Raw genomic sequence first — 26,847 nt, 5'->3', positions numbered from 1 at the left:
TATGAAGATTGAAGCGCACCATCACTCAATTAAACTCGCGAAACCCTTCACCATATCCAGAGGCACACGTACTCATTGTGAAGTAGTTCGTGTGTCCATCGAATACCAAGGAGAACTTGGACAAGGTGAATGTACGCCTTATCCGAGGTATGGTGAGTCGGTGGAATCCGTCATGGCGCAAATCAATGAGTTTAGTGCTGTTCTAGTGACCCAAGACCCCTTTGAAGCGCGACTCGCCTTGCAAAACTATCCGGCTGGCGCTGCTCGAAATGCTATTGATTGCGCGTTATGGTCGCTTGAAAGTCGGCTTTCTGATAGCCAGTTTCCATCACCCTATTTTGCGATTGCACCCAGCATCGAAACAGCGATGACGGTTTCTGTTGCTGACCTCAACACTATGACAAGCCAAGCAAAGCAGTATATTAGTGAAGGTGCAACGCTGCTGAAGGTCAAACTCGATAACGAGGATGTCGTTGAGAAAATAGCCGCTATTCGAGCGTTATCGTCTGAAGTGAAGATCGTCATTGATGCTAACGAGGCTTGGGCGTCACTTGATCTCGAGTCCTTGTTCGATCAACTAGCACCGCTAGACATCACCATGATTGAGCAGCCCGTTCCTAGTGGCCAAGATGACTTGCTCAAGGGCATTCCTCATCCTATCCCACTGTGCGCTGATGAGAGTTGCCATACCAGAGCCGAGCTAGATGAACTCGTCGATTGTTATGAGATGATCAACATTAAGCTTGATAAAACTGGCGGATTGACAGAAGCCTTAGCGCTAGAAGGAAGAGCTCGAGAACTGGGACTGATGATCATGAGTGGTTGCATGCTGGGAACGTCAATGGCAATGAAAGCAGCATTGCCTATCGCTACTAAAGCAGAAGTGGTGGATCTCGATGGTCCAGTGCTGCTTGGCAGCGATGTCGAGAATGGACTTAGCTATAAAAACGGACGATTACTGCTCTAGCCCCTAACAAATAATAAAAAAGCGCGTGACCCTTTCTCAGGTATCACGCGCTTTTACTATTAGCGAGTAGTCATTCCATCAGAAGCTCTATCAGAAATAATAGGCGGACGCTTTTTAATCACGTGGCGTAAACGCAGCAACATCAAAATCGCAGCCACAGTCAGTCCTGTAAGAATGCCGACCCAAAAACCTTTTTCACCCATAGCTGGCACAATATGATCTGTCAGCCCTAACACTATGCCAAGCGGCAATGCCAATCCCCAATAAGAAGCTATCGCCAACAACATCGGCACTTTCGTGTCTTTATACCCACGGAGCGCACCGTTCGAAGAGGTTTGCAATGCATCACTAAACTGATACATCGCTGTAAACACGAGTAATGTTGCCGCTGTCGCACTCACTGCTGGATCTGTTGTGTAGAGGCGAATAATCCAATCCGGGAACAATAAGAAAATTGTCACCGATATTAACGACATCAACCCCGCAACCAAGATCCCAATTTTACTGCGTTCAATCGCGCCTAATTCGTCTTTTGCACCTAATGCGTGGCCAACACGAATAGTAATACCAAACGAAATACTCATTGGAATCACGTAAGTCATGCTGGAGATATTCAAGGCGATCTGCGCAGCCGCCACATTTTCCGCTCCAATACGACCAATCAACAAGGCGATGACAGCAAAAATACTGCCGCAAACCGCGATGTTCATACCAATCGGTAGACCTAATCTAAGCAAATGAATCATCTCTTTTGCTCTTGGTTTAATATCAGTAAACCGAATGATAGTTTTGTAGTGATGATGGCCTTTAATGTAAGAGTACAATAGTCCTGACATTAACCAATACACCAAACTGGTTGCCCAGCCACAACCTACCGCACCGAGTTCAGGAAACCCAAACTTACCGTAAATTAAGATGTAGTTAACCGGAATGTTCACCAACAAGCCAATAACTGAAATGATCATTGGCGCTTTAGTATTGTTCATCCCTTCGCAGAAACCATTTAAGGTATAGAACAAAGCAATACCCGGCACACCAAACGCCAAGGCAAACGCATAATCACTAGCAATAGGGATAATTTCTGACGCAACCCCTATCCACTCTAATATAGGTTTCGCACTGACCAAGTAAGCCACCAGCAGCGCACTAGAAATCAATGCGAGCCAAACCATTTGAAAGAACTCGACAGAGATGCTCTCAAAGTCACGCGCACCACGGTGGTAAGCCACTACAGGAGTAAGCGCCATAATCACGCCGCGAAGCAGCAATAAAACAGGAATCCACAGACTAGCACCCAAGGCTATCGCCGCGAGGTCGGCAGCACTTACTTGACCTGCCATTGTGGTATCCACAAAACCCATCGCTTGAGTCGCAAGCTGAGTCAGAATAATAGGTATCGATAGATGCATTAATGCACCCGATTCACGAGTAAAACGAGAAAAAGGACGAGTAGTCATTTGCATGAAAGTTCTAAAACACCAATATAAATGCACCAGTGATGGCGGGATGGCGAATGTGCATTTTAGGGTGTGCCCGTTAGGCGGCGACAATATAAACACCTTACCTATAAATTTCAATAGCGCAAATCGACGAGAATTGTATTGAAGTTCGTCACAAAAGCACGCAGAATAGCGCGCCTTACCCTATCCTTGGGTTTACGGCCTTTTATAACGATAGATTCGCTCTATCCCATGACTGCCACTTTTCTCACTCCACCGACGAGTACCACTATGAGTTTTGAATCTTTAGGTCTTTCGACTCCTATTCTTCGTGCTATCCAAGAACTAGGTTACGAAAAGGCATCACCAATTCAAGAGCAAGCCATTCCTGCTATCATCGAAGGCAAGGATGTCATGGCTGCAGCACAAACCGGCACAGGTAAAACCGCTGGCTTTGCGCTACCGCTACTTGAAAGATTGAACTCTGGTCAGCGAGTGAAAGGCAATCATATTCGCGCGCTTATCCTTACCCCAACGCGTGAGCTTGCTGCACAAGTTCATGAGAGCGTGTTCAAATACAGCACTAACCTTCCATTAACCTCACAGTGCGTGTTCGGTGGCGTGAAGATCAACCCACAAATGCTTAAGCTACGCAAGGGTTGTGACGTAATGGTTGCTACCCCAGGTCGTCTACTTGATCTTTACCAACAAAACGCCATTAAGTTTTCTCAACTTGAAGTGCTCGTACTTGATGAAGCCGACCGTATGTTAGATATGGGATTCTTCCGCGATATTAAGAAGATCCTCGATCTACTACCTAAAAATCGCCAAAACCTACTATTCTCAGCCACTTTCTCCAACGAGATTCGTGATTTGGCTAAAGGGTTGGTGAATAACCCTGTTGAAGTGTCAGTCACACCGCCAAACTCAACCACAAAACTCGTAGAGCAAAGCTTATATGTGGCAGATAAGAAGCAAAAACCAGCTATGCTGGCCAAGCTAATAGACGATGGTAGCTGGAAGCAAGTCTTAGTCTTTTGTAAGACTAAACACGGCGCAAACCGTCTCGCCCGCTTCCTTGAAGGTAAGAAAATCACAGCGCTTGCGATTCATGGTAACAAGAGCCAAGGCGCGCGAACGAAAGCACTTGAGCACTTTAAAACTGGGCAAATTCGCGTACTAGTGGCAACTGACATCGCGGCTCGTGGACTCGATATTCCACAGCTACCTCAAGTGGTGAACTTCGATCTTCCTCATGTCTCTGAAGACTACGTCCACCGAATTGGTCGTACAGGCCGCGCTGGTGAAACTGGTAAAGCGTACTCTTTAGTATGTGCTGATGAAGCAAAAGAGCTGTTCGGTATTGAAAGGCTGATAGGTAAACTCATCGACCGTTTCGAGTTAGAGGGATTCAAACCAGTAAACGCCGTTCCTGAGTCAAAACTGGACACGCGCCCAATTAAACCGAAGAAACCAAAAAAACCTAAGCAAGAAGGCCAAGAGAAATCGACTTCATCTGGGCATGGTCGTGCAGATAAGCCTCGTAAGCCAAGAAAGTTCAATACTAAACGTAATGGCGACGGTGAGTCAGGTAGTTCTAACCATCGTAACAGTGCGAATAATACGAACAGCAGTGCGAACAAGAAGCGTAAGCCTAGACCTAACAAGCCTCGTGCTAGTAAACCACAGCAAAACGCTTAACTAGACAGCAAAAAGCCCACTATTCATAGTGGGCTTTTTAATTTAAAAATCAGATAATTATCCATTAAGAACTGGCGTAAATAACACTGCCGCCTTTAATCGTATCAATAATTTCTTTAGACAGTTTTTCCGGCAACGCTGGGCATCCCCAGCTACGACCAAGATAACCGTTTTTCTTCATAAACGACTCATTAGCGTAATCTGCTCCATGAACAACAATATAACGGTCACGAGCATTATCATTCACGCCTTTTGTTAGTCCATCCAATCTCAGTGAATAACCATTAGAGCCGTAATAGGTCGTATCCGTTAAAAATGTTCCAAGTGATGTCTTGCGAGAGTTTATAATATTTGAAAACTTAGTCGCCGTCTTTTTACCACTATTAATACCATGAGCTACATACGTATTAAAAACCAAAGACTTCTTCGCCATATCTATGACGTAAAAGCGTTTTTCCGTCGAGGGCTTTGAATAATCAATAATAGTTAACAGGGATTTACTGCGATTGGCAGTACTTTCATAAGCATTATAGGCGTCTTTAAACAGCTGAAAATCGACGATCCCATACAGCTTAGCGCTGTTGTATATGCCTTTAGCCGATGTTGGACTAATCTCAGCTTCACTGCGAGCGCTGTGGGAAAACAGGAAAGCACAAGAAAGTGCTAACACCCACAACGGTGAAAATATCTTTTTTACCATTATTACAACAAGTTATTCTAATCGAGTTAATAAATAAAAGACGTCTTTGTCTTAATTAGTGAACAATATTATCCTAACCTAACTATTAATAAAATCTAGTTTACTAATTTTTACATGATTATTTGAACATGATCGGAAATTATTCACATTCATTTCAAACATAATTCCAGATATCAGATAGTTAATGTTGATGCCTTTAACTTTATTAATTAACCCCTCTATGAATAATTAAACTCTCCTATATTACACTGTAGGCATATTTAAATAGACTATTGAATATATATCGAAGCGACCGTTTTTAAACCAAAGATATTAACTTGAACTGTACTAATTAAACCACCTCATTTTCAATAGGTTATTGCTCACCTAACCACATGTAATGCCGTTATTTTCTTATTGTGAACATCGACGGATAAGACTCACCTACCTCTCCTTCTATCTCGCCCTTATAACCACATAAATTGTGTTGATTTTGTGAACATACGAGCAAAGTTGTCTTTGCAACTGGTGTAGTATTTAACGCATAAGCATCAGATGGTCATCTCGAGAGCGGTCACTAGGTTTATGTGGTTCATCACCAAATGCTCTGAATGATAAGGTGCAAACTGGCAACTAGCCATGAAGTATTTGGTGAGGAGTAAAGAATCGACGCATTAAGGAAGTCGAACTAATAATAAAACCATATACCAAGGAGCAACCTCTTATGTCTACGATGACCCAAGGGAGCAATGCGCACCACAACACCCCATCCTATCCCGGCCTGACTACTGTAATCCACGGCAATGGTGCTGTCGCACATGTTATGGATTACGTCTGTGGTGGAGTAATAGGATACCCAATCACCCCTTCTACCGAGATTTCCGAACTGTATGAAGCCTTTAGAGCTCAAGGCGGCTGCAATGTTTGGGGGCAACACCCATTCTTCTTCGAGCCTGAAGGTGAGCACTCTGCGCAAAGTGGCGCATTAGGCGCTGCGCTAACAGGGGGCAAGTACATTTCCAACGCCTCATCAAGCCAAGGGATTTTATACGGGCTTGAATCACACTATGTGACCGTGGGTAAGAAAGCCGCAGGCTTTGTGCTTCATGTCGCGGCGCGTTCAGTTTCACGTCACTCACTTAATGTGATGGCGGGACATGATGACGTCTACGCCTTGTTGTCTGCGGGATACACCACCTTATTTGCGAGTAATGCCCAAGAAGCAGCCGACCTTGCAGCCATTTCGTATCGCGTCAGTGCCTTGTCACTTATTCCTGTCGCCAATACCATGGATGGCTTTGCAACCAGCCATATTCAAAGTGAAGTTCAACTACCCGAGCCGGAATTACTTAAACAATATCTTGGTAACCCAACCGATCGAATTCTCGCCCCTACAGAAGCTCAGAGAATGCTTTATGGTGCCAAAGGGCGCGTCTGGCAACTCAATCAATTTATCGACAAATACCAAGACCAGTTCTGGCCTGAAAAATTAGCTGACTTAAGAGGCTATATTACAGCTAATGAAGCAGCGATAGAAAAAGACACGCAAGGCGAATGGGTTGAATCCACCAGCGCTTACCTACCCGAAGCACTATTGAAAAAATGGCAACGTGCTTGGCTCAACGCTTATGAAAAAGATACGCGTCAACGTGTACCAGCACTGATGGATCCGCATAATCCAGGATTGACGGGTGGTGTGCAAAATCAGCCAGATTACCAAGCGGGTATCGTCGACCATCGCAGCCACTTCCTAAGTGATGTTCCACAGTTTATCGAGCAAGCCATGCGTGAATATGGCGAGCTAACGGGTCGCACCTATGAGCCTGTCATGGATTATCTATGTGATGACGCAGAATACGTCATTGTCGGTTTAGGCTCGGTCACGGATGACGCTGAAGCCGTCGCTTTGCACCTCAGAGAACAAGGTCAAAAAGTCGGTGTCATCTCCATCAAACAGCTACACCCATTCCCTGAAGCGCAAATCGTCGAGAAACTTGCAGGGAAAACTGCAGTAACAGTGTTAGAGCGTTGCGACGAAACACGCTTAACTGCGCGTATCTCTAGAGCGCTATTTAAAGCGCAAGAGAATGCCCACTACCCTCGCCACAATGGCATCAAAGCGCTAACAAACATACCAATGATCAATACTGGTATCTTCGGACTTGGTGGTCACGACCTGCAACCTAAACACTTGATCGCTGCTTTCGATAACATGCGCTCGGAGAACATTAAGCCGTTCTTCTACTTAGGCAGCCAGTTCTTCGACAAACAAGCAACGGGCGAGCTGAAACAGATTCAAGATAGATTGCGCTCTGCCTATCCCGATACTGAGCTGATGGCTTTAGAAACGGGTGAAAACCCTAACCTGTTGCCTGAATCGGCAATGCGTGTACGCTTCCACTCTGTCGGTGGGTACGGCACTATCGCAACAGGTAAGCTACTGACGGACATTCTTTCTGGTGCATTAGGACTGCACTCGAAATCCATGCCGAAATATGGCTCTGAGAAAAGTGGCGCACCAACCAACTTCTTTATTACGCTTTCTCCAGAACCTATCAAAATTACCAACGCCGAACTACAACAGGTCGAAGTCGTTCTTTCACCCGACCATAAAGTGTTTATGCACACCAATCCACTGGCGGGGCTAAGCAAAAACGGCACCTTCATTTTGCAAACTCATCATGAACCAGAGCAAGTTTGGCAAGAGATCCCTGCGAGTGCTCGTCATTTCATTCGTGACAACAACATCAACTTCTACATTGTTGATGCGTTCAAGGTAGCGCGTGAGCAAGCGCCATCGGCTGATTTAGAAATCCGTATGATGGGTATCGCCTTTATCGGAGCCTTGTGTGGTCACGCAAAACAAGTTACCCAAGGTGCTGACGAATCGGCGATGTTAGAGCGCATTACCCAGCAAATCGCCAAGAAATTTGGTTCAAAAGGCGAGAAAGTCGTTGCCAGTAACATGGCAGTGATTCGTGAAGGCATGCACGCAACACAACACGTCAATTACAGTGCATTTAATGACAATGTAGAAATCAATGAAACGCTAGCGCAAACCGAAACCCAAAAACCAGCACAAGCCAGCTGCGGATTATTTGACCCTTCTTACTTCAATAATATCGCAGGTAAGCGCTACGTTGATGGCTCCATTGGCGAAGCTCCTGTTATCCCGGGTTCTGGTATGTTCTTGCCTCCTGCCAGCGCTATCACTAAAGATAAAGGGCTCTTTAGACTTAACGTACCTAAGTTTGATGCGAATAAGTGTACTGGCTGTATGGAATGTACTATTGCCTGCCCAGATGGCGCTATTCCTAACGCGGTGCATGAACTGCACGACATTGCCTATGTGGCGATAGACAAACTGAACATTCCACCTGTACAACGCGACAGTTTAAAAGCAAAAATGCCGCCAATTCTGGACGCAGTACGCCACCACTATCGCAGCTCGGCAAAAGGGGAATCACAGCCACTGCATCAAGTCGTATCAAAAGTTGTGGATTCCATGACCTTTGAAGAGCCTATCGCCTTGCAAATGGCAGCGCTATGCGTGGCATTAGAATCCTTACCAGTAAGCCGCACCAAGCCATTCTTTGATACGATGGAAAAAGCGGTACCAGGAAGTGGCGGTTTGTTCTCTGTGGCTATCGATCCAAGCAAATGTAGCGGCTGTATGGAATGTGTCGACGTTTGCGGCCCGAATGCGTTAGAAAAAGTTCGTCAAACCACCGAAATGAACCAGCAAATGCACGAACTGTTCAACACGCTAGCGAATATGCCAAATACGCCTACTCGTTTTGTTGAACAAGGTGTGAAAGACGCCTCAGAGTCAAAACGTTTGCTACTCGACCGCAGCAACTACTATGCAATGAGTTCTGGCCACGGCGCATGTCGCGGTTGTGGTGAGGTTACAGCCTTAAGACTCGTCACCTCCATTAACCGAGCACTGCAACAGCAGCGCTATCAAGCTCATATACAGAACCTTGAGTCTATGATTGAGCAGCTTGAAGACAAGTTGGATGTAATCGTTGAACAAGATAGTGAAAATAGCAGAACCCAGCGTTTAGTTCGCACTATTGAAACGCTAGAAAAACGCTTGTTCCTATTCGAACATGGCCCAACTGGAAATGGCCCTTCTGATGCACTTATCGCTAACGCCACGGGCTGCAGTAGCGTCTATGCCTCTACCTTCCCTGCGAACCCATACAACGACCCATGGGTTAACAGCTTGTTCCAAGATACCCCAGCTGTCGCGAAAGGCTTGTTTGAGGGTGAAGCCGCCAATCAACTTGAACAGTTCAAAGCACTGCGCACCGCTAAACTCGAGTTAGAAGATATGTACGATGAAGAGATTCACGATCGTCAGCTTCGTTACCTTGAGTGGAGTCAGTTGTCCGATCAAGAACTGGCACTGATGCCAACGGTATTCAGCATCGGTGGAGACGGCGCAACCTATGATATCGGTTTTGGTGCACTTTCTAGACTCTTAACAACCAGTACTCCGATTAAGATCTTTGTGTTGAATACGGGGAGCTACTCTAATACTGGCGGACAAGCGTCCACAGCAAGTTTCACCGCGCAAGATTCCGACCTCAGCCGTTTCGGCAGTGCTCATAGCGGTAAAGAAGAAGCACGTAAAGAGCTAGGAATTATTGCTACCTTCCATCCGAAGGTCATGGTGGTACAAACCTCAACAGCATTACAAGGTCACTTTATGTCGAACTTGATGGAGTACTTGAATTATCAAGATGCACCAGCACTGTTTGATGTTTATACCCCGTGTATGGGTGAGCACGGTATCGCAGATGATGCCAGCACGCGACACTCTCGCTTAGCCGTAGAGAGCCGCATGAGTCCGGTATTTGTTCACGACCCACGTAAAGGTGAAACTTTAGCAGAGCGCTTCTCTATTGAAGGTAACCCTGAACTGGATCAGGACTGGGCAACTCATACCATCAGCTACCTAGATAACGATGGCATGACCCAACTTAAACAAGTGCCATTTACCGCCGCAGACTTCGCGTTGTATGAGGGTCGATTCAAGAAACACTTTGCGTTATTCAGCGACAACAACAACGCCGTGGAGCTTGCTGATTATCTCAACCTAAGCGTTCAAGAACGCGCAGATAAAGTACCGTTTATCTGGTCTACCGATAAACAGCAACATTTGGTGCAGCTCTCTGTTTCGCCGTCGTTAGTGGCACTGAGTGAAGAGCGTCTTCGCAACTGGCATATGCTGCAAACGCTAAGTGGACAGCATATAGCGCAGATCGAGGGAGGTTATCAGCAACAGATCGAAGAGTGGAAACTGCGATATCAACAAGCCTTGGACAACAATGAACAAACGATTGAGTCCATCGCAAATGGACTAGCAGAACTTGCAATGGTGGCAACACCAACCAGTAGCATTCCAGTGACACAAATCGATACCACTTACGCACCTGCGAAAGCCGATGGGCAATCGCAACCTCTTGTCGCGATCAATGAAGACGAAAAATGTCTGTGTACCGATTGCAAGACCTGCTACCAACAGCTGAGTGAACTGTTTGAGAAAACAACCGTGGTCGAGAATGGCGAAGCGAAAGTGATTAGCCAAGTCATTCCAGGTTCATTGGCAAAAGTGAAGCTCACTGATGAGTTAGTGAAACGTGCCGCACGAATCGCCGATGAGTGTGATGCTGAAATCATTCACTTTAACGCTCCTGCTTCGGTGGAGGTGTAGTTATGGTCGCTTTACTTACTCAATCTCAAAGGGAGCTTATGCTAAAGCGCATGGACCAAAATCCACAGCGCTTCCAGCAAATGATCATCGAAGAGAGTCAACAGCTAATCCAGGACACGCTGAAACGCGGTAACCTTTCGGCAGAGTTCACCACCAAGCTATGGGATCTGTTGCTTGCGGGCAACGATCTTAGTACCGCACTACAGCGTTATCTGTGGCGTATTCCACTGAAGCAAAAGCGGACGTTTGTTAAAGGCTTAGATCTGCACCTTTCAGAACGATACCCTATGTTTAAAGGGTTATCTGAAGGTTGGCCGGGCAGCAATAACATTCCTCCTTACGTTCGTCCTGCGGAAGAACGCCGCAAAGACTTCGATCTAGTGAGCCAAGGCTACCTTGGCTACATGGGACTGGGTTATTCGCTGCGCGAAGTAGAGCTGTTTGTGTGGCTTGAAGTGCTTCGCGACAAGCAGTGTGAAGACAAACCTTGTGAAGTCGGTGTCCCTATGTGCGACCGCGACGGCAACCCTGCAGAAGAAGCCGATGGAGGCTGTCCGGTTAAGATCCACATACCGGAAGTGTTGAATTTGATGGGCGAAGGCCGTTTTAAAGCAGCATTTGAGCTAATACGCGACGCCAACCCTCTGCCAAATGTTACGGGTCGAGTTTGCCCACAGGAGCTTCAATGCCAAGGTGTATGTACTCACAATGATAGACCGATTGAGATCGGTCAATTGGAGTGGTTCTTACCACAACGGGAGCGCGAGCTTTCTAATGGTGAGCCGCCTAAGCCTGTGGCGTGTAACCCTTGGGTTGCCGCTAGCAAACCGCCAGTTGCTATTGTAGGTTCTGGGCCCTCTGGGTTAATCAATGCTTACCTACTGGCGAAAGCCGGTTACCCGGTGACGGTCTTTGAAGCATTCCATGTACTAGGAGGCGTACTGCGTTACGGCATCCCTGAGTTCCGTCTACCGAACCAATTAGTGGATGACGTGGTAGAAAAAATCAAAGCGCTCGGAGGCCGCTTTGTCACTAACTACATCGTTGGTAAAACTGCCACTCTAGCGGACCTCAAACGTGCAGGTTTTGTGAGAGTGTTTGTCGGCACTGGTGCAGGGCTACCGCGCTTCATGAACGTTCCGGGTGAGCATCTACTTAATATCATGTCAGCGAATGAGTTCTTAACTCGCGTCAACCTAATGCACGCCAACCTCCCTGACTATGAGACCCCTATGCCAGAGATGGACAATAAAGAGGTGATGATCATCGGTGGTGGTAATACCGCAATGGACGCTGCGCGAACCGCTCGTCGCCTTGGCGCTAACGTGACCATTGTCTATCGTCGAACGCAACAAGAGATGCCAGCTCGTGTGGAAGAGCTACATCATGCGTTAGAAGAAGGTATTATGCTCAAAGAGCTACGCTCTCCTTGTCAGTTTAATGGGGACAAAAACCACGTACTGGCTACTGCCGATTTAGACGTAATGGCACTAGGTGAGCCAGATGCCTCAGGCCGTCGCAGACCGCAGTCAACCGGGGAAACGGAGCTAATGAAGGTCGATTTCGCCATCATGGCTCTGGGTAATAGTTCTAACCCTATAATGAAAGACGCCAACCCAGATCTTAACACCTCGAAATGGGGTACCTTGCTGCTTAATAAAGGCTCGCAAGAAACTTCGCTTGCTGGTGTTTATAGCGGTGGTGATGCGACTCGTGGTGGCTCAACAGCCATTAAAGCGGCAGGTGATGGACAAGCAGCCGCTCGTGAAATCATGAGTACGCTAGACTTCAATTTAAAAGAAGTCGAAGGGTTAGTCGCGCAGGCAAGCAATTACACTGAACTTGGGCAAATGCCAGCCAAAATCGTCAAACGTCGTCAACTTACCGATGAGATTGTCGAATTTACCATTACCGCCCCACTTATCGCCCGCTCCGCAAAACCCGGTCAGTTTGTGCGAGTTCTTGCCGATGAAAAAGGCGAGCTCATTCCACTGACACTCGCCGATTGGGATGCTGAGAAAGGGACGATTGAATTAGTCATTCAAGGCCTAGGAAGCAGCTCTAAACTTATCAACCAAATGCAAGAAGGCGATGTCTTTGAGGCAATTGCAGGCCCATTAGGTCAAGCAAGTAAAGTCGTCGTGCACCAAGATAATCACAGAGTCTACTTCACCGCAGGTGGTGTGGGTCTTCCCGCTGTTCATCCTATAATGCGCGCACATCTCGAAATTGGTAACAAAGTCACTTTGATTTCCGGTTTTAGAGGCGCACCCCAAGCATTCTGGACTGAGCAAGGTGATAAAGTCGAAACACTCAAAGCGCTCTACCCTGATTTACTGGAAGTCATCTATACCAGTAATGACGGCAGCTTTGGTGTGGAAGGGTTTGTCACTACCCCTCTAAAAGACCGCCTAGATGAGCATCAAGCCGGACAAGGCGAACCTATCGCGGAAGTCATTACTATAGGTCCACCACTCATGATGAGAGCTGTGAGCGACTTAACTTTAGAGTACAAAGTGGAGTGCGTGGCGAGCCTTAACTCTATCATGGTAGACGCTACCGGTATGTGCGGCGCGTGTATGGTCCCAGTGATGGAAGATGGAAAATTGATTCGTAAACATGCTTGTATCGATGGCCCAGAGATCAACAGCCATGTGATCGATTGGGACAAGTTCTTACCTAGGTTTAATCAGTTCAAACCGCAGGAAAGAGAGAGTCAGATAAAGCACAAGTTTATTGAGGAGTAAACGACACGGCGGCTATCAATGATAGCCGCCGTTTTCATTTCGTTTATCTACACCGTTCGACGTTAAAACTCATAACTCACCGATCCTGCCAGTTTATTATTGGTTCCATAATCGTCCTCCGATAACATTCCAAAGAAATTAAACGATGCGTTTTTGTTTATCTTGTAACTAAGGCCAAGTCCGCCCCAATAACCGCGGTAATTATCCGAACCAATCGAGCCACCAGCGAACCCGAGTACGCTCCAATCCGAGTCATCGATTGGACGAACACCAAACATTCCCAAATAACCGCCATGACTTTGGCTTCGCATCAGTACGTATTCGTTATCCACCTCTTCCGAAGGCATTGCCATTTTTCCATCGTTATAGCTGTAGCCCGCCATGGGAAATAACATCCACCCTGCCGGAGAAATATCAAAGTAACTTAGAGGAATGTAGGTACCAATGCTGTAGTTGTTGCGATAGCTATCATTTTCATAATCAGTGCGGCTAAAGTTGAAGTTTACGATCCCCAAATCAAATAGCCATGAGCCGCCTAAGCGCCATTCTCCGGTTTCATTGTATCGAGCATTTATCATCCTCGCTTCATCAAGGCCAATTGAGCCAGACACAAACGCAGAGTCTGAATAGCCAGCACCTACTTTGGTAACGATCTTGGTTGGATCTTCATGATGTTTCTCTTTGGCTGAAACTCCTGTCACCACCAATAATCCAACAACGGTAACAAAGCCAAAAGCTCTGACAACCGATGAAAACAGACCATTCTTTTTCATAACGCTTTATTTCTCATTAAAAACAAAAATGCCCCTCACAACGGTGAGAGGCCAATTTACGGTTAGCTCACTAGGTTAGTAGGCGTAGCTGATACTTAGGACATGAATGCGGTTGGTGTCCACACTGCCCGTAAAATAAGGAATCGTATCTGTAGGGCCAGTGTAGGTGACGTCTTGAGTGCCCATATTGCGATATTGGTATGCGATACCGATTCGATGTCCATTTGAACGCTCTTTCTCTGCGCCAAGACCTAACGACCAGTTTGCTCCAATAGGCAGCGCAGGAGTCATTTTGTCAGTGTCGTACATTTTCGAGTCGTAACGAATACCACCTTGGTAGGTCCAATCGTTTTGAGAATACGCGAGTGCTGTACCTAAGCTATAAACGTTGTTTGCAGCGTCATCAAACTGTGACCAAAATTCCACACCAGTCATAGCTTTGAAGGTTAACTCATCAGAGATTTTGTGTTGAAGACCTAAATCAAAACGCGATGGCCAAGTTAGATCTTGCTCAATCGGGTTGATGTCATTCCCATTAACAGAGACATCAATATCAGCAGAATCATGCTTAACACGATGTTTATAGTTAGCAGATAAATACGTCGATTCAGAAAGGTCATACATTGCCGAGAGCATAAAGCTTAATGCCGTAGAGTTACCAGATGCATCAATATTAGTAGCATTACCTGTCTCGAAAGATGTCATTAGATGCTGTATGACAACTGCACCACCCAACGACAATTTATCGTTCGCTTGATAACCCGCAGCCAACTGAAGGTTAAGTGCTTCCTGTGATATAGAGTCAACAATACCTCCACCAACCAAGCCTTCGTCGTACTCCATCCCGAGGCCACCATCACCATGTAATGATGCGCCTAGTACCCAACTATCGTTTACACGTTGCGCATAGGCCAAACTCGGTACAAAAGAACGTGTTTTACCACTGGTCGAAAGGTTGTTATCAGCAGGGCCTTTGCCATTATGCTCTGTATAGGCATCCAAATATTGAACACCAATAGAAAAACTATTGTCATCTATCGCCGTTAGACCAGCAGGGCTCGTAATCGCAGCACTTGCATCAGTACGATTAGATGAGTTCCCTACACCAGCGGAAGAAACGCTATCAAAGGTAGCCACTTCGTGAAGTAAGATACCGCCAGCAAATGTGGACGAAGAGAAGGTTACAGCCAGAGCGACTGCCAAAAGGTTTTTGTTCATCGTTTGCAACTCACAGATTCGGATGGCGCAAATCATAGTCAAATCAGCAATCCAAAGGTGCACTATGAGTGCATGGTAATAGCTTGTAACGAAAAGCGACGTAGGCAATTGGTCAAACTTCCTCGTTATCGAAAAGGTTGAAGAATATAAACTGCGTTTATGTTTTATATAACCAACGGCTTATTTATTCACCGTCTTGGCCCTCTTATAATTACAGACATACACCCCCCAAGAAGCTAAGGAATAGCGCTCATCCCGTTCTTGAGAGGCTTAAAATGTCAGTCCAGAAGATACTTAAAGAGATATACCGCGCGAGCGACGAACTTGCAGCTCAACTTATCCAGCGTGGCGCAGTTGTCACCATTCCCAAGGATAAATTTCTGTTCTTCCAGTATCAAAGTGTGAGCGATATCGTTATCCCTTTACAGGGCGTATTAGGTTTTTACCCCACTATCGATGAGGGCACTAACTTAAAGTACGACCTGATTACCCCCGGCATCCTTATCAATGATGTGCCATTGATTTTAGGTGAAGGTGCTCAGTCTGATATACAAGCCGTGACCGACAGTACCGTACTACTGTTACCCTTTGAGGACGTCAAAGAATTGATGGATTCTTGCTGTAGTTTTTCAAAAATGATCAACTTCTCTTTGGCAAAGAAACAGCGCTTTTGCTTAACACTATTTCGTCTACGCGGCGAAAAAAATACCGATTTGAAGATTCGTCTGGCGATGGAAGCGATCAGTTCAGCGACCTACGATGGGTCTATCCCACTAAATATTCTTACTCTCGCTTCATTACTTAATATGTCCCGCAACACCGTCGGAAGCTATATGAGTAAAGCAATTGCCGCTGGAAAAGTAGAAAGGAATGAGCTCGGTTTTCGTTTAATCGAAACAAAATCTATCGCAGCCTGACTATCTACTAGAACATGAGTCTACTAAAACATGGAATTGAAGGAGCGCCAGTGCTTGTACATCAGAAGATATCTAGCGCTCCTTCATACATTTACCCTGCTTCAGCACAAGAATAGTACTAAGGTCAATGTCGCTTTAGTATGTGCTAGTTTTTCTTCCTTAGGTGCACTAGCAGTGCATCTGTGTAAAATAACTCAACAACGACAATATAGGTATTACCTATCAATAGAAGAGTTTTAATTGATTTTAATTCTCATTACCAGTTCGACATAATGGAACCATAAGATTTGAACTGAGTGATACATCCCATGATTAAGACGATTCGATTTGCCGCTATCCATTTTACTATTGCCTTTACGGTTGCTTACGCGCTAACCGGAGAAATCTTAATCGCGAGTATGATTGCGATGCTTGAACCTGCCGTAAATACGGTTGCGTTTTACTTTCACGAACGTGTTTGGGACAAAAACCAACGCCTTCAAGCTTTGAGAAATAACGAAACCATTAAGACAGCTTCATTTGCGACCGTACACTTTAGTGTGGCGTTTGGTGTCGTTTACTTGTTAACGGGTGATGTGTTGGCGGGTGGTATCATGGCAACATTAGAGCCAACGATTAATACCATCGCGTACTTTTTCCACGAAAAGTCCTGGAATAGGAAGCACCAGCACACATGCTTCGCGCATTAATCACCTCAAAGCTATACCAGCACAATGAGAGGAAGTCGTTCATACATTTTGTACGCCATACCGAGGTCGCTATCCTACCTGTTTGTATGACTTCCCTGCTACTCTTCTAGTGTCAGATAAGCCGTTGCTGCAAACGCAACGCTCCACTTCTAATCGCCGTAGCACTGGCAAACCCACTTAGACTCCTCACCTACGAAAGACAACTACGTTTCATGACACCGCTAGTACATTCGGTTACAGATCAAAAATTACCCTAGGTGATACAATAAGAATTGGTGATATTGCTCCCTATAAAAGTTGGAGTGACGACAAGACGTGGCAAGGATGCTAGGTAATGAACTGTAAAAAATATAGGTTAACTTTCATTCTATTTGGCTTGGCAAACCTCTGCTTAGCTATCTTTCTTATGAGCGATTCTTATGTCGATCAATCAGGCGTCCTTGTAGAGAATTTTGGATTTCTTGCCCTATTCTGGCTATTACTCTTTAGTTCAGCAATTAGCTGGCTCATTACCTTGAACCGTCGACGTCGTTAAAACAGACAGAACAAAATAAACCAATGCCTTCACCCAATCTCAATGAATGGATCGTTACTTAATAAGCTTGACGAAGAGCATTGTTGATTAAGTAACTTTCGACTCTTTAGCACTATTTTTCTTTTTCACTGTTTTGGATTTTATATGTATATCGGACTAAAAAGTTTAGACATTAAATGGCTTGTCGCTGCGCTAGCTATTACGCTTTCTGGTTGTTCCAGTATGTCTATTGAAGAGTGTAACAACGCTGACTGGTATCAAGTTGGTTATAGCGATGGACTTAACGGTCATAGCCCTAAAATGATTGATAGTTATATCAGTGATTGTAGTGAAGCCGCTGTTTTTCCCGATAGAGAACAATGGTCAAAGGGGTTCAAAGTAGGGACGGGGCTGTACTGCTCACCGGATAATGGTTACAAGGTGGGTTATGAGGGACAGCAGTACTACTATGTGTGTCCGGGCGAGTCTTTTCTCAAAAACTATGAGTTGGGCAAACAAGCTAGGCAACGCGATCAGCGCCTTAAACAGATTGAAACCGAGTTACGTACTATCGAAGATAAGTTAAGAACGACACCAAGCGAAAATCATGATGAGCGCAAACGTCTAGAAGATGAAAAGCGAGATTTAGTGTCAGAGCGTTCTCATCTACTCGGGTTAACCGTACAACATAATTTCAATATCTCATTTTAAGCTGAGTTCTTGCAACCCAAAGCCTTCCTCTCACAAAGAGGGAGGCTTACCTTTTAACGATAAAAACCCCACTCAAATTCGGATTGACTGCCGTCATATCGTAATAATTTTCAGATTGTTAGCCTAATAACTGTACAATTTCTACTCAAACAACCAAAATTAGTCACCACAGGCAGCAATTATTCTTCTATAATCACCGACCGTATTTTTGGTCAACAATCATTTTGTTGATTGGTTAACGAGAAACACCAAATACCGCCATCTGCTTTTAGGAACAACGAATGTCATTTTTATCACAAGGTTTTTCATCCGAGATCGTGCAAGCACTGACAGAGTGTGGTTATGAAAAACTCACTCCAGTTCAACAACAAGCGATACCACATGCTCGTCGTGGACACGATATTTTGGCACACGCTCAAACCGGCACAGGTAAAACCGCCGCTTTCTCTTTGCCAATTATTCAACAGATTGTCGATACTCCAAAGGCTCGCACTCGTGGAGCGGTACGTGCACTTATTCTGGCGCCAACTCGTGAGTTAGTGGATCAAATCGCTAATAACATCGAGAGCTACACTCAATACGTCGACGTGTCAGTTGCCGCCGTGTTTGGTGGTGCGAAAATGTCGTCTCAAGAGCGCAAACTTGAAGCTGGTGTCGACATTCTGGTTGCGACTCCAGGTCGTCTTATTGAGCACTTGGAGCTTGGTAACGTTAAACTTGCCAATCTTGAGTTCCTAGTCTTCGATGAAGCAGACCGAATGCTGGATATGGGCTTCATTAGTGCAATTCGCACTATCATGACTAGTATCAGCAGCCAGCCACAAACTATGCTGTTTTCCGCGACATCATCACCTCAGATGAATGCCTTAGCGCAAGATCTGCTGCATAAACCAAAACGCATTATTGTGAATGCAGAAAACTCAACGGCGGATACGGTAGCTCACGTTGTTTATCCGGTAGACGAAGAGCGCAAGATCGAACTACTTTCCGAACTTATCGGTCGTAAAAACTGGCAACAAGTTTTAGTGTTCGTAAACTACAAAGAGACCGCGAATGAGGTCGTAAAAGAGCTAAAGCTTGATGGTATTAAAGCGGTGCTATGCCATGGTGATAAAGCACAAAGCTCTCGTCGTCGTGCTCTGGAAGAATTTAAAACCGGTAAAGCACGCGTGATGGTGGCGACAGAAGTTGCGGCTCGTGGTTTAGACATTCAAGGACTTCCACATGTTGTAAACTATGACATGCCATTCCTAGCTGAAGACTACGTGCACCGAATTGGTCGTACTGGCCGTGCAGGTCAGCAAGGTCATGCCGTCTCTTTTGTTAGTCGTGAAGAAGAACTGACACTGGTTCAGATTGAGAATCTAATTCAACACCGCATTAAGCGTATCCAACTTGCAGGTTACGAGCCAGCAAACCGCGATGCTTTGCTACAGAAAATGCACACTAAACCAGCATACAAAGACCGCCAAGGTCGCACGAATAATGCTAACGAGCAAGGCTCTGCAGAGCGCAGACTACGTCTGATGCGAGCGATCAAAAACAAGTCTAGTAAAACAACTCGCCTAAAAGATTAATCGCAGCTTCACTAGCAAGCACCATCAAAAAACGCAGCCGTTAAACGCTGCGTTTTTTGTTTGTCTGTAGACCTATCTCTGTCGCCATCGCTACTCTGCTATTTCGCAATCGACTCCAATGAAGCATCCAAGCAGTCCGATATCGTCACCAGCTCATCTTTAGCACGCACGACATTGTCGGTACTTTTGGTGCAGTCGAGCGCCAACTTATTCACCATCTCTAAACTGTCGATAGACTGCTCACATAGGTGCAGTGTTTCTACCGAGTCGTTACAGATCTGTTCATTCAATGCCAGAAGCTGGTTATAAGCAACGGTTATATCGTCAAAGCTGGCCGTGGACCGCGTGGTCACTTGAGATATTTCACTCACACTGCTCTCGCTTTTCGCAATAGCTGACACCAACGTACTCGCCGTATCGATAAGCTGTTTGGTCATGGTTTGAATTTCCGACACTGCGTTTTGGGTATTCTCCGATAAGGTTCTAACCTCTCCCGCAACGACTGCAAAACCCCGCCCAGCTTCGCCAGCCCGAGCGGCTTCAATGGCCGCATTTAGCGCAAGCAAATTCGTCTGCTCAGAGATGGAAGTAATCACATGCAAAACATCCCGAACCTTCATCGAAACATCGGTCAACACATTGCTTGATTGATTCGCTTCTGCCATTTCATGTCTGAGTTGATCGACATCTTTAGTTAGTTGTTGGTTGTTCTCTTGAATCGCTAAGAACTGGTTGGAGATGGACTGGCTCGCATCAAGACTGCGCTGTGCTTCTTGCTCACCACGACTTATCGCCACTTGAATATTGTTGATGTCTGACGTGGTATCGGCTAGCTGAGTCACCTGCGTTTTGAACAAAACATCTAAATCCGAAGAAGCACTTTCGATATGGTGAGTACAACGCTGAAGCTGCTCAACTGAACCATTAACGTCATTGATAAGAGAAACCAGTTTATTGAGAGTGCTATCGACAGCCGAACCAATCTGGCCGAACTCGTCTTGTCCTGAAAAGCCAATTCGGTGATCAAGTTGACCGCGCTGAACCTGCTGCATAGTGTCAATAATGTGTTTGAGAAGCGGCAAAATATTCTGAGAAATACCGGTGGATAAGAACAGCACTAACCCAACGACTACCACTGAAAAGACGACAATCGCAGCAGGCGATAGTAGCAATTGAATGCTATCGCCGCCCGATAACAAGCCTAAAGCGTACAAATTTGATATACATAGAACGACAATACCCAAGCAACCTACAATGCCCGGTAACAGCATTTTTACTGGCATACTGATGTTCATAAACAGCCTATCTCGCCAGCCAATCTCAATATCACTCATTTCCATTCCCTTGATTTTCTGACCTTACGGTCAGGATATTGAGCAGGATTTAGCCGATAGTGTCAACTTATTCTGATATTGGAGTACGAGTTTTATGATGCCTGCGGTTTTATGAGGCACGCATAAATGGCACAAGAAAAAACGGCACAAAGAGTGCCGCTTCTCATTAGTATTGTATTCAACTCATAGAACTATTAGCTAATAGCCATCTAGCTGATAACCATTGCGATATAGCCAAGGATTAACACGATAACGGAAGTCAGCGCATACGGCACTGGATAGCCAATCGCCGGCATGTCACTTTGGGTGGCATCTTGAGCTCCTTTCATTGCAGGCGTACTATTCCTACCACCAGCACAAGCTCCAGCTAGAATGGCTGGGTTCATCTTTCGGATGTACAATCCATATAGCCAAGCTAATAGTGGTGGAACCAGTGCTGCAGTTACACCCAGCAAGGCTATTTTAATCACGATAATGCCTTGAAATGAGGCAAGGATTTTAGGCCCAACCGTTGCAGCAAGTACCGCTACGAACAAGTTAAGACCAATATCTTGCAAGAAGCTTCGTGCTCCTTCACTCATTGGGCCACCAAAGGCTGGGTTACGAGTTCGCAAGAACGAGAACACGATCCCGGTAAGCATACAACCAGCAGATGTACCCAATGCAAATGGGATTCCGGCAATGGTCACACTCAAGTGGCCAAACACATAACCCACTAGCAATGCTAACGCTAAGTAGAATGTTTCGGTGACTGTGCTTTCTACAATGGGCACACTATTCAGCTGACAAGCCGTTTGTTCTACGCACCACTGTGAGCCTGCAATACGAACAACGTCACCCACTTCTACTGTTGTATTAGGTAATAGTGGTTGTTGATGACCTTGTCGAAATAGCGCTTTGAAGTACACGCCAAAACCCACCTCAGCATGCAACTGAGCAATAGTTTTACCTGCATGTTCTGATTTACCCACATGGATGTCAGCAACTTCAATATCGACATTGCGCGCTCGAGGTTCGTCAACTTCATTGCCAATATCTGCTTCACCTTCTTTGATAAGAGCGCTGTATTCACCACGAACACCGATGACATCACCTAACTGTAACGTTGGGTTCTCTGAAGCATCCAACACTTCATCGCCCCGCACGACTTTTAGCACCACTGCATCGGGGAAATGTTTATAAAGATCTTGGACCGAGCGCCCTACCAACTCTTCATGGGTCACCTTGTAGGCACGAACATCAATAGGCAACGCACCAACGTCTGAAAAGCCAAAGGTGCTAGGGAGTTTCTCGTTATCATCACCAGTAGAGAATTCTTTCTCGGCATCTTTACCAGCTTTTACTGGATCAATACCAAACATAGAAGGTAAGTATTTGATCAGCAATATAATAAGAACTGTCGACAACACATAGCTGATGGCATAGCCTGCCGCGATATTCGCGCTCACTTGATCTGCACTCATTCCCGCTGGCGGCACAAAAGCCCCTGAGGTAATGGCTGATTGCGCTACGCCCATTACTGCGGTAACGGTATAACTTCCAGAAATGATACCTGCCGCATATCCGGGCTCTAATCCCATTAGCTTGGCGCCAATCACAACGATGGCAAAGTTACTAAAGACAACGATTAGCCCTATAACGACAAAATCTAAGCCACCTCTTGCCAGTCCGGAAAAGAACTGAGGGCCTACTTTCATGCCGATGGCGTACATAAACATCATTAAGAAGATGTCCGACACTAGCCCCGGCTCCTCAATTTTTAATCCAAAAACTGAGAAAGAGGTCAACGCCAATGCAACACCAACAATCAATGTACCTGCCGTTGTACCAAGGCTCACACCTTTAACGGTAATACGTCCTAATGGGTACCCTATCGCGAGTGATAGAAATAGAAATACAAATGGGTTTTCAGATAAGTAATTAAAAAGAAAAGACATGATCTCACCTGCTACATTCTGATTGAAGCAGCAGAGCAATGCACCGCATCACTCTGCCGTTTACTAAGAGCGGTGGCAACTTAACCGTGGTTAAAGTTACTTGACTCGTCGGCATCACTGCCGTTAATCACTGGATGCTTATCGAAGAAATCAACACAGTGTTGTAAATCGGAGATCAGCAAGTCCGCCATGTCTCGACTAAAGCCGTGACGCACGAGAATACGCATAATAACCAGATCTTGGCGATCCGCAGGCATTGCATACGCAGCAATCTGCCAACCACGAGATCGAATGCGATCCGATAGGTCGTAAAGGTTGAAGCCTGGGTTTGCACCTTTCTTGATAGACCAACTCAGTGCCGGAATACCACCGTGGCCATCGTAAATGATTTCAAACATGCCCATCTTCTCAACTTCTTTGGCAATGTAGCGTGCTGTTTCATAGCATGCGTCATGAATCTTTTTGTAGCCTTCTTTACCCAATCTTAAGAAATTGTAGTACTGTGCAACGATTTGTCCCCCAGGACGAGAGAAGTTCAATGCAAATGTCGGCATGTTACCGCCAAGATAGTTCACATTAAATATCAAATCCTCATGCAACGCATCGGCATCACGCCACACTACCCAACCCACACCTAATGGCGAAAGACCAAATTTGTGGCCAGAAGCATTAATCGATTTAACACGAGGCAAGCGGAAATCCCATTCTAAATCAGGGTCACAGAAAGGCGCTAAAAACGCGCCACTGGCGCCATCAACGTGAATTGGAATATCTAAGCCTGTTTCTTCTTGAAGCTTATCTAGAGCTTCATGAACCGCTTTTACTGGTTCGTACTGGCATGTGAACGTCACACCGAGAGTCGGTACTACACCAATGGTGTTTTCGTCACAACGTTTGATCACTTCTTCAGGTGTCATGATGAGGCGATCACCTTCCATTGGAATCTCACGAAGTTCAATATCCCAATAGCGCGCAAACTTATGCCAACAAACCTGTACCGGACCACAAATAAGATTTGGTTTGTCAGTAGGTTTGCCCTGCTTCTTCATTTTCTCACGCCAAGCCCACTTTAATGCCATCCCGCCAAGCATCGCGGCCTCACTCGACCCCGTCGTTGAACAACCCATTGGGTTCTCTGCATCTGGCGCATGCCAAAGATCCGCTAGCATATGAACACAGCGCGATTCAATTTCGGCCGTTTGTGGGTACTCATCTTTATCAATCATGTTCTTATCGATGCATTCATCCATCAATTGATGCACTTCATCTTCTACCCATGTTTGACAAAATGTCGCTAAGTTCTGACGCGAGTTACCGTCTAGCATAAGTTCATCGTGAACAACTTGATAGGCATGTTCAGGTGCGTGCTCATTCTCAGGGATTCGATACTTGGGCATAACCACTGACAAATCTTTGGAAGAGTAAACATCATCTAACATTGAACCACGAACAGCTGACTTTTTATGAAGAGGCATAATCAATCCTTTATATCATTGAAACTATTGCGTAAGTTGTCATTAAGCATTTGTTTTAAAAGGCACAACGACGTTGGATTAAAGTTAGTCGAGATTCCATTGACGTGCTAGTTTCATATTCGGTTGATAAGATTCAAATCGTTATTAGTAGACTTTTCTGCAGATGAGAGTAGTGCGGCCTCTCATTTTCGTCTCTAATGATTTAACCCCATGACTTTCTCAACTCATGAGATTAAACCGCTAAAATTGCCTAAAAAATTAACAAGAATCGTTACTTGAAACCTAACTAGACGCTCAACACAAACGCACTTCGACTTATACCACCCGCTCTCACTGTCAGATAAATCTTAGTGCCAGAGGCTAAGATAAACGCCTCACCATGCATTGAGTGCGACAGCAAATCCGCCCTACATGAAGCTTTGATTTACCCTTTTGTTAGTTTGGCTCTCTTTTTGCTTATTATTTGTTCGTTTTATCCTAACTAATAACGAAAATTGGAGATACCACTACATGGATAACCGTATCATTAAGGTTTCAAGGAATACTGAAAAAGCGCCCGTAAGCCCAATATCTACACAGTCTGTTGCCTTTTCTCACTACAATAATATTTCGGCTCAACTACCCATCGATCCTGCTACCAAGACTCTTATTGCGGGTGGTATAGAGCAGCAGGCAAAACAGTGTCTGAACAATATCAAAATGATAGTAAACAGCATTGAGCATACGATGAGTGACGTGGTGAGGATCAACGTTTACCTAAAAAACATTACCGACCTCGACAAAGTCAATGAAGTCTACGCTTCCTTCTTTCCTCTACACCGCCCCACTTATACGTCACTTGCAGTCGCTGACTTACCAATGAAAGGGGCGTTGGTGCAAATGGACGCTGTCATTTCAAATGGCGAAGGTACCTACCCTCAAGACCCTTGTGATTTGGTGAAATTAACTCGAAATAGCGTCAACGCACCGATAACACCACTCTCCAGTCAGACTGTTGCGTTTTCCCACTACAATCATATTTCAGCTCAGCTACCTATCGAACCAAAGTCGGGAAATGTAGTGACAGGCGGAATTAAAGAACAGACTCAACAATGTCTACGCAATATCAAAACGATACTCGAAAGCATTGACGTGCCGATGGATGATATCGTCAAAACAAATATCCATATCACAAAGTTGGAGGATCTTCAGGCCGTTGACGAAGTGTATAAAACCTTCTTCCCAGATTCTTCCATTGCTCGTGCCGTTAATTACTTACCTGCACGCTCCAGTGTGGTGGTGGAAGGCTTAGCGCTGGATGCACTAGTACAAATAGATGCGACCGTTTCTCACGGCGATGGCACTCCGCCTCAATTAGTTGAAGACCGTCACGGCATCGTTATTAAGGCAACCAATACCGAAAAAGCACCGTTAAATGCCCTATCGACGCAAAGCGTGGCCTTCTCTCACTACAACAATATCTCAGCGCAACTGCCTATTGACCCTTCGATCGGTAAGATTGTTGCATCAGGGGCAAAAGAACAAGCGATGCAATGCTTCGAGAACATTAAAGCCATCGTTGAAAACATCGATCACGTGATGGATGATATTGTTAAACTCAACATTCAGCTTAAAGACATGAATGATCTGTGTGCACTAGAAGAGGTGTTACGGAGCTATTTTAATGATTCATTACCAGCGTTGACCGTTATTGGCGTATCAAGTTTACCGTCCAATTCGGTGATTCAAATAGATGCCATCATGTCGAACGCGGAAGGAACACCACCAAATAAATAGGCTGATAGCAGCGCGCTGACAAGGTTTCCCGCTGATTTGAGTGCCCTTGAAGTTATGTTCTAGGGCACTTATTGCTAACGAAACACCAGCCTATTACAACGTGATGCTCTTAACCATCCCTGCTTCTGCATGACCCGGAATGTTGCAAGCAAACTCGACTTGTTTCTCACCATGAAAATGCCACAGCAACTGTGCTGCTTTGCCTGGTTCAAGATAAACCACGTTGCCCATACCATGATGGTCATGTCCCGCTGGCATCGATTTCATCATTTCACGGTGTTCCAATTGTTCTGCAATAGAACCGATAGAAAACTCATGGTCGATTTTGCCAGTGTTCATGACCACAAACTGAACGACGTCATTAGGCTCGATCTTAACATCACGCTTAAAAGTGATTTTCATGTCATCCGTTAAAATGACATGCACCACTTTATCGGGTTTAGCTCCCTTAGCAGGCATGCCCACTGCAGACATCCCGTCCATGTTCATCATATTACTATGGTCCATCTTAGCGTTGTCCATATCAGAATGATTCATCATGCCATGATCCATATTGGAGTGGCCCATATTGGAGTGATCCATTTTCGAATGATCCATACCTTCTGCCATCACGGCGGTTGAAGCGATGGTAAGCGCTAATGTCATCAGTGTTTTTTTCATGATTGCTTCCT

18 protein-coding genes are annotated in these 26,847 nt (G+C 45.4%); 10 read left to right on the top strand and 8 right to left on the bottom strand.

Annotation, left to right across the window (positions count from 1 at the left end; translation table 11 throughout):
• Position 1: 1 nt before the first annotated feature.
• Positions 2-967 carry an enolase C-terminal domain-like protein gene (locus tag AWH66_RS03430; RefSeq protein WP_063605702.1) on the top strand — a complete coding sequence of 322 codons (966 nt, stop codon included), beginning with the start codon at positions 2-4 and terminating at the stop codon, positions 965-967.
• Positions 968-1,026: 59 nt separating this feature from the next.
• On the opposite strand, the gene AWH66_RS03425 is transcribed toward AWH66_RS03430, so the two are convergent.
• A complete protein-coding gene (locus AWH66_RS03425; RefSeq protein WP_063605704.1) occupies positions 1,027-2,430 on the bottom strand; it encodes an MATE family efflux transporter in 1,404 nt (467 codons plus the stop codon).
• 267 nt (positions 2,431-2,697) lie between these two features.
• On the opposite strand from AWH66_RS03425, the gene AWH66_RS03420 reads away from it, so the two are divergent.
• A complete protein-coding gene (locus AWH66_RS03420) occupies positions 2,698-4,107 on the top strand; it encodes a DEAD/DEAH box helicase (protein ID WP_063605705.1) in 1,410 nt (469 codons plus the stop codon).
• A 64-nt stretch (positions 4,108-4,171) separates the two neighbouring features.
• Here the strand turns inward: AWH66_RS03420 and AWH66_RS03415 are convergent, their stop codons facing one another.
• Complete coding sequence (locus AWH66_RS03415; RefSeq protein WP_063605707.1) at positions 4,172-4,807, bottom strand: murein L,D-transpeptidase catalytic domain family protein; 636 nt, start codon at positions 4,805-4,807, stop codon at positions 4,172-4,174.
• A 703-nt stretch (positions 4,808-5,510) separates the two neighbouring features.
• Here AWH66_RS03415 and AWH66_RS03410 point away from each other — a divergent pair.
• A complete protein-coding gene (locus AWH66_RS03410; protein ID WP_063605709.1) occupies positions 5,511-10,508 on the top strand; it encodes a 2-oxoacid:acceptor oxidoreductase family protein in 4,998 nt (1,665 codons plus the stop codon).
• Between the two features lie 2 nt (positions 10,509-10,510).
• Positions 10,511-13,255: a sulfide/dihydroorotate dehydrogenase-like FAD/NAD-binding protein gene (locus AWH66_RS03405; RefSeq protein WP_063605711.1), complete on the top strand. Its 2,745-nt coding sequence runs from the start codon at positions 10,511-10,513 to the stop codon at positions 13,253-13,255.
• 62 nt (positions 13,256-13,317) lie between these two features.
• Here AWH66_RS03405 and AWH66_RS03400 read toward each other — a convergent pair whose 3' ends face one another.
• Positions 13,318-14,028, bottom strand: coding sequence for a ShlB/FhaC/HecB family protein (locus tag AWH66_RS03400; protein ID WP_063605713.1), 711 nt, complete (start codon positions 14,026-14,028; stop codon positions 13,318-13,320).
• Positions 14,029-14,103: 75 nt separating this feature from the next.
• Positions 14,104-15,246 (bottom strand): OmpP1/FadL family transporter, encoded by a 1,143-nt coding sequence (locus AWH66_RS03395; RefSeq protein WP_240495595.1) that lies wholly within the window; start codon positions 15,244-15,246, stop codon positions 14,104-14,106.
• Positions 15,247-15,521: 275 nt separating this feature from the next.
• On the opposite strand from AWH66_RS03395, the gene AWH66_RS03390 reads away from it, so the two are divergent.
• The 5 genes from AWH66_RS03390 to AWH66_RS03375 all read left to right on the top strand — a co-directional run bounded on the left by AWH66_RS03390 (position 15,522) and on the right by AWH66_RS03375 (position 19,654).
• The gene (locus AWH66_RS03390; RefSeq protein WP_063605717.1) at positions 15,522-16,163 is read left to right on the top strand and encodes a Crp/Fnr family transcriptional regulator; all 642 of its coding nucleotides are present in this window, start codon (positions 15,522-15,524) and stop codon (positions 16,161-16,163) included.
• 308 nt (positions 16,164-16,471) lie between these two features.
• Positions 16,472-16,852 (top strand): DUF2061 domain-containing protein, encoded by a 381-nt coding sequence (locus AWH66_RS03385; RefSeq protein WP_063605719.1) that lies wholly within the window; start codon positions 16,472-16,474, stop codon positions 16,850-16,852.
• 334 nt (positions 16,853-17,186) lie between these two features.
• Positions 17,187-17,387: a DUF3955 domain-containing protein gene (locus AWH66_RS26275; RefSeq protein ID WP_083399944.1), complete on the top strand. Its 201-nt coding sequence runs from the start codon at positions 17,187-17,189 to the stop codon at positions 17,385-17,387.
• Between the two features lie 144 nt (positions 17,388-17,531).
• Positions 17,532-18,077 (top strand): DUF2799 domain-containing protein, encoded by a 546-nt coding sequence (locus tag AWH66_RS03380; protein WP_063605721.1) that lies wholly within the window; start codon positions 17,532-17,534, stop codon positions 18,075-18,077.
• Positions 18,078-18,358: 281 nt separating this feature from the next.
• Positions 18,359-19,654 carry a DEAD/DEAH box helicase gene (locus tag AWH66_RS03375; RefSeq protein WP_063605723.1) on the top strand — a complete coding sequence of 432 codons (1,296 nt, stop codon included), beginning with the start codon at positions 18,359-18,361 and terminating at the stop codon, positions 19,652-19,654.
• A 98-nt stretch (positions 19,655-19,752) separates the two neighbouring features.
• Here AWH66_RS03375 and AWH66_RS03370 read toward each other — a convergent pair whose 3' ends face one another.
• The 3 genes from AWH66_RS03370 to gad form a co-directional block, all read right to left on the bottom strand.
• Positions 19,753-20,988, bottom strand: coding sequence for a methyl-accepting chemotaxis protein (locus AWH66_RS03370; RefSeq protein WP_063605726.1), 1,236 nt, complete (start codon positions 20,986-20,988; stop codon positions 19,753-19,755).
• A 209-nt stretch (positions 20,989-21,197) separates the two neighbouring features.
• Complete coding sequence (locus AWH66_RS03365) at positions 21,198-22,925, bottom strand: aspartate:alanine exchanger family transporter (protein WP_063605728.1); 1,728 nt, start codon at positions 22,923-22,925, stop codon at positions 21,198-21,200.
• Between the two features lie 80 nt (positions 22,926-23,005).
• Positions 23,006-24,400 carry a glutamate decarboxylase gene (gene gad, locus AWH66_RS03360; protein ID WP_063605730.1) on the bottom strand — a complete coding sequence of 465 codons (1,395 nt, stop codon included), beginning with the start codon at positions 24,398-24,400 and terminating at the stop codon, positions 23,006-23,008.
• A 510-nt stretch (positions 24,401-24,910) separates the two neighbouring features.
• On the opposite strand from gad, the gene AWH66_RS03355 reads away from it, so the two are divergent.
• Entirely contained in the window at positions 24,911-26,176 is a 1,266-nt protein-coding gene (locus AWH66_RS03355; RefSeq protein ID WP_063605732.1) for a RidA family protein, read from the top strand.
• 93 nt (positions 26,177-26,269) lie between these two features.
• Here AWH66_RS03355 and copI read toward each other — a convergent pair whose 3' ends face one another.
• Positions 26,270-26,836 (bottom strand): copper-resistant cuproprotein CopI, encoded by a 567-nt coding sequence (gene copI, locus AWH66_RS03350; RefSeq protein ID WP_063605734.1) that lies wholly within the window; start codon positions 26,834-26,836, stop codon positions 26,270-26,272.
• Between the last annotated feature and the right edge of the window lie 11 nt (positions 26,837-26,847).

The organism is Vibrio barjaei, assembly GCF_001639065.2.
Classification (GTDB): Bacteria; Pseudomonadota; Gammaproteobacteria; order Enterobacterales; family Vibrionaceae; genus Vibrio; species Vibrio barjaei.
Note: the sequence above shows the minus strand (reverse complement) of the source record. Positions and strands in the feature narration are given on the sequence as shown.

Coding starts and splice junctions, on each gene's coding strand:
- AWH66_RS03430 (WP_063605702.1), top strand. CDS start 2: ATGAAGATTGAAGCGCACCATCACTCAATTAAACTCGCGAAACCCTTC.
- AWH66_RS03425 (WP_063605704.1), bottom strand. CDS start 2,430: ATGCAAATGACTACTCGTCCTTTTTCTCGTTTTACTCGTGAATCGGGT.
- AWH66_RS03420 (WP_063605705.1), top strand. CDS start 2,698: ATGAGTTTTGAATCTTTAGGTCTTTCGACTCCTATTCTTCGTGCTATC.
- AWH66_RS03415 (WP_063605707.1), bottom strand. CDS start 4,807: ATGGTAAAAAAGATATTTTCACCGTTGTGGGTGTTAGCACTTTCTTGT.
- AWH66_RS03410 (WP_063605709.1), top strand. CDS start 5,511: ATGTCTACGATGACCCAAGGGAGCAATGCGCACCACAACACCCCATCC.
- AWH66_RS03405 (WP_063605711.1), top strand. CDS start 10,511: ATGGTCGCTTTACTTACTCAATCTCAAAGGGAGCTTATGCTAAAGCGC.
- AWH66_RS03400 (WP_063605713.1), bottom strand. CDS start 14,028: ATGAAAAAGAATGGTCTGTTTTCATCGGTTGTCAGAGCTTTTGGCTTT.
- AWH66_RS03395 (WP_240495595.1), bottom strand. CDS start 15,246: ATGAACAAAAACCTTTTGGCAGTCGCTCTGGCTGTAACCTTCTCTTCG.
- AWH66_RS03390 (WP_063605717.1), top strand. CDS start 15,522: ATGTCAGTCCAGAAGATACTTAAAGAGATATACCGCGCGAGCGACGAA.
- AWH66_RS03385 (WP_063605719.1), top strand. CDS start 16,472: ATGATTAAGACGATTCGATTTGCCGCTATCCATTTTACTATTGCCTTT.
- AWH66_RS26275 (WP_083399944.1), top strand. CDS start 17,187: ATGAACTGTAAAAAATATAGGTTAACTTTCATTCTATTTGGCTTGGCA.
- AWH66_RS03380 (WP_063605721.1), top strand. CDS start 17,532: ATGTATATCGGACTAAAAAGTTTAGACATTAAATGGCTTGTCGCTGCG.
- AWH66_RS03375 (WP_063605723.1), top strand. CDS start 18,359: ATGTCATTTTTATCACAAGGTTTTTCATCCGAGATCGTGCAAGCACTG.
- AWH66_RS03370 (WP_063605726.1), bottom strand. CDS start 20,988: ATGAGTGATATTGAGATTGGCTGGCGAGATAGGCTGTTTATGAACATC.
- AWH66_RS03365 (WP_063605728.1), bottom strand. CDS start 22,925: ATGTCTTTTCTTTTTAATTACTTATCTGAAAACCCATTTGTATTTCTA.
- gad (WP_063605730.1), bottom strand. CDS start 24,400: ATGCCTCTTCATAAAAAGTCAGCTGTTCGTGGTTCAATGTTAGATGAT.
- AWH66_RS03355 (WP_063605732.1), top strand. CDS start 24,911: ATGGATAACCGTATCATTAAGGTTTCAAGGAATACTGAAAAAGCGCCC.
- copI (WP_063605734.1), bottom strand. CDS start 26,836: ATGAAAAAAACACTGATGACATTAGCGCTTACCATCGCTTCAACCGCC.